6 protein-coding genes and 1 pseudogene are annotated in these 7299 nt (G+C 50.2%); 2 read left to right on the top strand and 5 right to left on the bottom strand.

The annotated features are described in order from the left end of the window. From Q0369_RS05990 to Q0369_RS05975, 4 genes and pseudogenes are all read right to left on the bottom strand, one after another. Positions 1 to 763 (bottom strand): annotated as a pseudogene (locus tag Q0369_RS05990) (hypothetical protein); the annotation flags it as partial. Further along, positions 747 to 1868, bottom strand: a complete 1122-nt coding sequence (locus Q0369_RS05985) for a DNA adenine methylase (RefSeq protein ID WP_298097328.1) — start codon at positions 1866 to 1868, stop codon at positions 747 to 749. The gene Q0369_RS05985 and the pseudogene Q0369_RS05990, both read right to left, overlap by 17 nt. Then, positions 1869 to 3482, bottom strand: a complete 1614-nt coding sequence (gene trpD, locus Q0369_RS05980; RefSeq protein ID WP_298097323.1) for an anthranilate phosphoribosyltransferase — start codon at positions 3480 to 3482, stop codon at positions 1869 to 1871. A gap of 307 nt (positions 3483 to 3789) precedes the next feature. Further along, positions 3790 to 5508, bottom strand: a complete 1719-nt coding sequence (locus Q0369_RS05975; RefSeq protein ID WP_298097320.1) for an anthranilate synthase component I family protein — start codon at positions 5506 to 5508, stop codon at positions 3790 to 3792. Between the two features lie 126 nt (positions 5509 to 5634). Between Q0369_RS05975 and Q0369_RS05970 the strand changes: the two genes are divergently transcribed. Next, the gene (locus Q0369_RS05970) at positions 5635 to 6366 is read left to right on the top strand and encodes a YaaA family protein (protein ID WP_298097317.1); all 732 of its coding nucleotides are present in this window, start codon (positions 5635 to 5637) and stop codon (positions 6364 to 6366) included. Between the two features lie 148 nt (positions 6367 to 6514). Here the strand turns inward: Q0369_RS05970 and Q0369_RS05965 are convergent, their stop codons facing one another. Beyond that, positions 6515 to 6811 (bottom strand): hypothetical protein, encoded by a 297-nt coding sequence (locus Q0369_RS05965; RefSeq protein WP_298097315.1) that lies wholly within the window; start codon positions 6809 to 6811, stop codon positions 6515 to 6517. A 260-nt stretch (positions 6812 to 7071) separates the two neighbouring features. On the opposite strand from Q0369_RS05965, the gene Q0369_RS05960 reads away from it, so the two are divergent. Then, positions 7072 to 7299: hypothetical protein (locus tag Q0369_RS05960; RefSeq protein ID WP_298097312.1), on the top strand; the 228-nt coding region annotated here is incomplete at its 3' end.

The raw sequence follows: 7299 nt of genomic DNA, 5'->3' as shown, positions 1-7299 counted from the left end.
TTTGCTCCTCGTCTAAAGCTTCCGTATCTAAAATTTCAGAATTTAGATCTTTTACCGAGGCGGACACAACGCAGTTTGCGTTTAAATTTACGCTCAAATCGTTGCGCTGCTTTTTGCAGAATTCCGCGGCTTCATAAAATTCTACGCCGCCGCTCTTGCTCGCGTAAATTTTATTTTCACAAATTTCTTCGCCGCGAGTTTTGCCGCTAAAATTTTTACATTCACACGCGGCGGTGCCGTGTTTTTCGGAGCTCAAAGCAAAGACGCCCACGCACTTTGCACCGCTTTCATGCGCGATACGCGCGATTTCGCGCGCTGTTTCTACGCTAACGCGGCGCTTGGAGCTTGATACGAATATCACGCCTAAAAACTCCACGCGCACACCCGAGCCGTCGCCCAGATTTCGCGAACCGCCATCGAAATTTTTATCGCAATCACAATTCTGCTCGCACGTAAAATTTGCGTGATCTTGCATGCGGCATGCGGAATTCTCGCCGCTCTGATTAAAATTTGGCGCAAAATTCTTGCTGCCGGAATTGAAATTTCGCGTAGCATTCTCGGCATCCGAATTAAAATTCCGCCCAGAATTTTCGTCGCAAAAATTAGACTTTTTTATCGAGCTCTCACCGCCTGGTTGCGGTAAATTTTTAGCATCGTCCGCGCACTCTAAATTTGCGCATAAAGCCGAGCTGCACGCCAGCACAGTGCGGGCTTCGGCGGCACTTTTGATGCCGCAAATTTTGATCTTACTTCTGTACGACATATAAAAATTCCGTCACGTAAAGCTCGCGCGCGCTTAAATTTCTGCTCGCGCGGTAGGTAGGATAGCGGATCTCTATCGTGCGCACGGAGCCGATTTGCGCGAGGTTTTTTAAAAATTCCGCCTTTGAGATGAAGCCCTCGGAATTAAAAGAGATTATTAAAAATTTCGCCGGAAATTCCGCCAGCAGCGCGAAAAATTCCTCCGCAGCACTTGATTTTTTGTTGTAAGCCGAGCGGTTCCAGTCTGCGGGGATCCCAGAAACCCTGCTAAGCCCCACAGCATTTGGGCGCTTGCCCTCGTTTATAAAATCCGTGATCAAATTTAGCATAAAATAGTTCGAGCCGTAGGGGTGCTGATTGTAAGGGGGATCAAAATACGCGACGTCAAGCTGCAAAAAGCGCTCGCGTGCACTCTGTGCAAAGCGCGCGGCATCTTCTTGAAAGACCGCGCTTTCGCAGGCGAAATTTGAAAGCACGGGCAGGCGCAAAGAAATCTCGCCCATTATGCGAGCTAGCGCGTTTTCGCCGCTGCCGCCGAACTTACCTATGCCCGCTTTATCCTTGTAAAAGCCCTTAAAAACGCCGCCCGTGTTTGAGTGGATGCTCGACTCGCTAAGTAGCGGCGCGGTGAAAAAATCGCGAAATTTTTGCGGGATTTTACCGATCTGCTCGCAAAGCCCGCCCAAAATCAGGGCGTTTCGGCGCGTGTAAAAAGCGCGCTCGCCCGCCTTGATATTCTCATCGTCCTTCGGCGCGTACAGCTCGCTAAAAAAGCTCTCCTTCGGCGCGAAATTTCTTAAAATTTCAGCGTGTAGCTCGCTCAAATCCCGCCACAGCCCGTCGCTAAAATTTGAAAGATAGCAGGAGTTTATCGCGCGCGAGTAGCCCTCCAGATCGTTTGCGATCACGAGGTTTGAGTGCGCTTTAGCCAGGCGCGCGACGATGCCGCTGCCGCTAAAGACATCTGCGAAGCTGATCTTGTCCCGCCCAAGCTCCGCCTTAATCTCGCAGATCGCCCGCCCTATCGGCGCTAGCAGCGAGCGCTTGTTGCCCAGATAGCTGATGAGCTGCTCGCTTAAAAACTCCCTCTTTTCGCCGCTAGCCATCTAAGCTCTCGCCCTCACGTAGTTTTCGTAAAATTCCCACGTTTTGCCCGATCTGATCGCCTCTAAAATTAGCGGCTTAGCCTCCGCAGGGCTTGATACGACATCGGCGCAGTATAGCGCAAACATCGCATTTAGCACTACGATATCAAATTTTGGTCCGCTAAGCTCACCTTTTAAAATTTGCTTTAAAATCTTGGCATTAGCTTCGCCGTCGCCGCCTTCGATATCGCTGTGAAATGCCCGAGCGAAGCCGAACTGCTCAGGATTTACGCGGTATTCTAAAATTTTGCCGTCCTTGACCTCGTGGATTAGCGTCTCGTCGCACAGACTGATCTCGTCCATGCCGTCCATGCCGTGCACCACCAGAGCGTGCTTGCGCCCCAAAATCATCAGCGTTTCGGCGATGAGCCCGTTTACTTCCTCCAGATAATTGCCCACGATCTGATTGCTTAGGCTTAAATTTGGATTTAGCAGCGGCCCCATTATATTAAAAACGGTGCCGATTTTTAGGCGGTTGCGAACCTCTTTGACCTCGGCAGTGATTTTGTGAAAAAACGGCGCGTGAAAAAACGCTAGCCCGGTGCGATCTAGCAGCGCCCTAATCTGCGCCAGATCGCTAAGTAGCGGCACGCCCAGAGCATCGAGCGTATCGGAGCTGCCCGATCTACTGGTGATCGCGCGGTTGCCGTGCTTGGCGACGCGCACGCCGAAGCTTGCCGCGATAAAGGCCACGGTCGTGGAGATATTGATCGTCTTTAGCCTATCGCCGCCTGTGCCTACGATGTCAAACATCGGGCTCGGATCGTCGTAGGTGATCGAGTATTTTAAGATACTGCGCACGAGCGCCGTGAGGCTGCTTGGATAGAGCGACTTTTCGCTGATCAGCACGAGCAGCCCCGCAAGCTGCACGATGTCGTAATCCTGCTCGTAAAGCGCCTTGCAAATGACCGCATAATCGTCGCTATCTAGCGGGAAGCCCTTTTGTAGCTTCAACATAAACGGGGCGAAATTTACCACGAGTTTCTCCTTTAAAATTATCTTTTTGCCGTAATTGATGAAATTTTCGATGATCTTTTTGCCGTATTGAGTAAAAAAGCTCTCGGGATGAAATTGAATGCCGAAAACAGGCTTGCTTCGGTGCTTCATCGCCATTATAATGCCGTCATTTTCGCTCTTTGCTAAAATTTCAAACTCGCGCGGCAACGTCGCTTCGTCCACATAAAGCGAGTGGTAGCGCATCACTTCAAATTTACACGGCAGCCCGCTAAAAAGCACGCCATCTGCGTAAATTTCGATCGTCGAGCTCTTGCCGTGTAGCGGCACCTCCAGCTGCTTTATCTCCGCACCAGCCGCATATCCGATCGCCTGATGCCCAAGGCACACGCCCAAAATCGGCACGTCCAAATCCGCGCGCAAAATCTCTAAGCAAACGCTGCTGTCTTTTGGGTGATTTGGCCCGGGGCTTAGGATTATGTGCGAAGGGGCAAGCTCGCGCACCTGCTGCAGCGTTATCTCATCGTTGCGGAAGTAGCGCACCTCCTCGTCGCTTAGCTCCAAAATGTATTGATAAATATTGAAAACGAAGCTGTCGTAATTATCTATCATTAAAATCAAAATTTTATCCTTTTTTCGGGCGCTTGCACCTCTTTAAAATTCTAAATAGTTTAAATTTAACCGCTTTGCAGCGGCTAAATTTAGCGCCGTTTTAGTGCCGCTGCGGGCTAAATTTAATTCTGCCCGCGTGCGGCATTACTGCGTCGCGAGCTTGCGCGGCGTTGCAGCCGATAAATATCTCGGCTTTGCGGCGCCGAATGAAGCTCGCCGTTAAATTTAAACGTCCTAGCAGCGACACGCTTTTAAATTTAGCGGAATCAAACTCGCACCGAAAAGCGGCGCGTCAGGCTAGCTAAATTTAAAGGATCTAAACTTCCTCGCATAGCTCCTCGATCGCCTTGAGCGGGCTTTTGCGCTTTTTGCAGATCTCTGCGTATTCGCTCTTTGGCGAGCTGTCGTAAACGATACCCGCGCCCGCGCCGATAAATACGAGGTTACTTAGCCCTTCGCAGCCGAAATTCTCCGCGTTAAATTTGGCAGTCTCAAACCGCATCGCGCGGCTAAAGCTCGGCTTGCTCTCTAAATTTAGCGCTCCGCCGCCTGCGCGAGCTTTTAAATTTAACGTCGCGTCGCGCCCGCCTGCGCGAGCCAGTAAATTTTGCGCCCCGCCGCTGCCCTTTTGCGCCGCAGCTCCGCAAAGCTCTGTCGTCTCGGGATTTTCAGCGTCGCAAAGCCCCATCGCTTCGTAATTTGTCTCGCCGCAAGTAGCGTCTAAATTTAAACCGGAATTTCGTTTAAAATTCTCGTCCGAGCAGGAATTTTGCGCGTCGCGATTTACGAAGATCGCCGAGCGTATCAAGATCGCCTGCATCACGTCGCCGCTAAAGCGCCAAAACCCGATTCCGCCGCCGTATATGCCGCGCTCGTAGCGCTCCAGCTCGTTTATGATCTGCATCGCGCGGATCTTCGGGCTACCGCTTAGCGTGCCCGCAGGAAAGATAGTACCGAGCACCTCAAACGCGCTTACCCCGCGCGGTTTGGTGCCGTAGACCTCGCTTACGATGTGCATCACGCTTTCGTAGCGCACGATGCGCATCGCGTTTTGCACCCGCACCGAGGCTGGCGCGGCGAATTTGCCTATGTCGTTGCGAGCTAGATCGATCAGCATCCGATGCTCCGCAAGCTCCTTTTCGTCGCTTAAAAGCTCGCACTCAAGCGTCGCGTCGGCTTCTGCATTCGCGCCTCTGCTGCGGGTGCCCGCGATGGGAGCGACGAAAATTTCGTCTTTTTTGATCTCCATGATCAGCTCGGGGCTGGAGCCCGCGACGCAGCCGTACGGCGTCGGGAAGTGAAACATATAGGGGCTCGGATTGTTCTTTTTGAGTCGCTCGTAAAAGTCCAAGCTGCCGAGATTCGTACCGATTTTTAAAATTTCGCCCAGCACGACCTGAAACACGTCGCCGCTTTTTATCTTTTCTTTTGCAGCCTCGACCATTGCGCTAAAATGCGACTCCTCGGCGCCCAGATCGGTTAAAATTTTAAATTTAAGCTCTTTTTTCTGAGGCTCCGGCTCAGACGCGCTTTGCGATTTCGATCCGCCTTTTATCGCGGCGTCCGCTTTTGCGGCACTCTGCGGCGTGCCTTCCGCTTCGGCGGCGGCTTGCTGCGAAGCCTGTGGGCTAAGCCCGCGCAGGCTTTCGTAAATTCCAGTGTCTTTGCCGTAAAAATCGTAAATTTTGCTGATTTTATCGTAGTGCAGGTAGTTTGCGGCGTCGGCGTAAAAAAACGGCGGGAAGTCATACAGCGCCTGCTTCGGCGCGCCGATATTTTCAAATGCGCGCACGATGCCATAGCCCAAAACGCCGAAAAGCCCTGCAAAGCTCGCGTTTTTAAACTCGCTCGCGCCTTCTTTTGCGCCCTTTACCTCATCAAATTTAAGCCTCAAAGCCTCAAAACTCATCTTAAATCCGTCAAAATAATCGCAATCGATGCCGATGATGACCTGAGCGTTGTCCTCTGCGAGGTAGCTTTGCGGATGCGTCTTTAAAATTTCGCGGTAGTAAAACAGCGGCTCTTCTAAAAGCATTTTCGTCCTTACAATTTTTAGCGCCATTATACGCTGTTTAGCTTAAATTTGAGCGGGCGGCGCGAGCTCAGGCTGGCTTAGTCCAAGCAAAATTTTAATAAAATTAGCAAATTTCAAGGAGAGTGTATGAAAATTTTATTTTCCCCAAGCGAGATGAAAAGCGAGTTGGGCGGCAGCACGCGCATTTGCAAGCGAAATTTCATCTTTGCAGATCTTTACGAAAAGCGCCTGCAGATGCTGCGCGCTTATGCGGATTTCGTGGATAAAGCAAGCGAGGCGGAGCTTTGCAAGCTTTTCGGGCTAAAAAAATGGGACGCGGCTCTGCGCGAAAATATCTTTGAAAAAGGCTGCGCGAAGGCGCTTTTGCGCTACACGGGCACCGCGTATCGCGCCCTGGGCTACGCGTCGCTAAGCCCCGGCGCGCGGGAGTTTGCGGAGCGAAATACGATAATTTTTTCAAACCTTTTCGGCCCCGTGCTGGGCGGCGATGCGCTGCCGAACTACAAGCTCAAGCAGGGCGAAAAATTTGGCGGCATAGACGCGGCGAAATTTTATCGCGATAGCTTCTCCGCCGCGCTGGATCGGTATCTGGCGGATGAATGCGTCGTGGATCTGCGTGCGGGGTTTTACGAAAAATTTTATGAGATGAAGCGCGAATATCTAAGTTTTAGTTTCATAAAAGGCGGCAAGGTACTGAGCCACTACGCCAAAGCCTGGCGCGGTAAGGTGCTGCGCGAAATCGCTCTTGCGGGCGCTTGCAGCGAGACGGAAGTGCTTGCGCTCCGCTTGAACGGCGCTTTCGTGCTCGAGATCAAACAGATCGGGCTAAAAAAGGAGATCGTGCTGGAAATTTCATAAGGCGCGAAAACCGCTCGGAGAAATTTACGATAAATTTTGCAGGTCCAATGCGAATTTTTGCGTAAAATTTAGCCCGGAAAATTCGCTGCGAGTTCAAATCCCGTCCCATCTAAAGCAATTCTGCTTGGAGAAATTTGCGGGCGGAATTTCATCGTGAGGATTTTGCGGCGGCTTTTTGATCTTTGAGCGGGTTTTGGGCTGCCTTAAACGAGCTTTTGGCGGCGAAATTTCGCTGCAATGATTTCGCGGAGAAATTTGCACTCTTTGCGTTTGCGTGCACTTTACGTAAAATTTTACTGCGATCTTGTTGTGACTCGCCGCGATTTTGAGCTGGTTTTGCAATGGTTTTTAGAATACAAAACGCGGAAATTTGCCGCAGAATTTTGTCTAAAATTTTACTGCGCGGAATTTTGCCGTATGAAATTTCGTCGCGATAGAATTCCATAGAAATTTAATCGAGGCAAAAATACAGTGTCGCGATCTAAACGTAAAATTTTATCTCAAATTTACGCTGAGCCGCCGCAGTCTAGACGCAGAATTCCGATCCAAAATTCTACCGCCAGACTGCAATGCGAACAAACACAGATGGGCTAATTTGCATAAAATTTCAAGCCGAAATTCCACACCTTAAAATCCCGTAAATTTTAAAATTTTGCAAATCTCGCGCTTGAAATTTTGAGGCAAAATTTTGCGTATAAATTTTAAGTGAAACCAAATCTAGATAAAATTCCAAACCAAAATTCCGCGCCTAGAAATTCCGCAAACCCCACGATCGAAATTCCGCAAATCCCCGCTACCAACTCCAAAATTCCGCAAATTTATCAAGCTTTAAATTTTAAAGCTATAAACTTCGTCTCAAATTTCAAGGATCAAAATGTTAGAACTCCCCTTTGTCGGCGTCGTCGTGGGCTTCATATCGGGCTTTTTCGGTAT

The organism is uncultured Campylobacter sp., assembly GCF_938030685.1.
Taxonomy (GTDB): domain Bacteria; phylum Campylobacterota; class Campylobacteria; order Campylobacterales; family Campylobacteraceae; genus Campylobacter_B.
The sequence above is the reverse complement of the archived record's forward strand: the minus strand, read 5'-3'. Positions and strand labels throughout refer to the sequence as shown.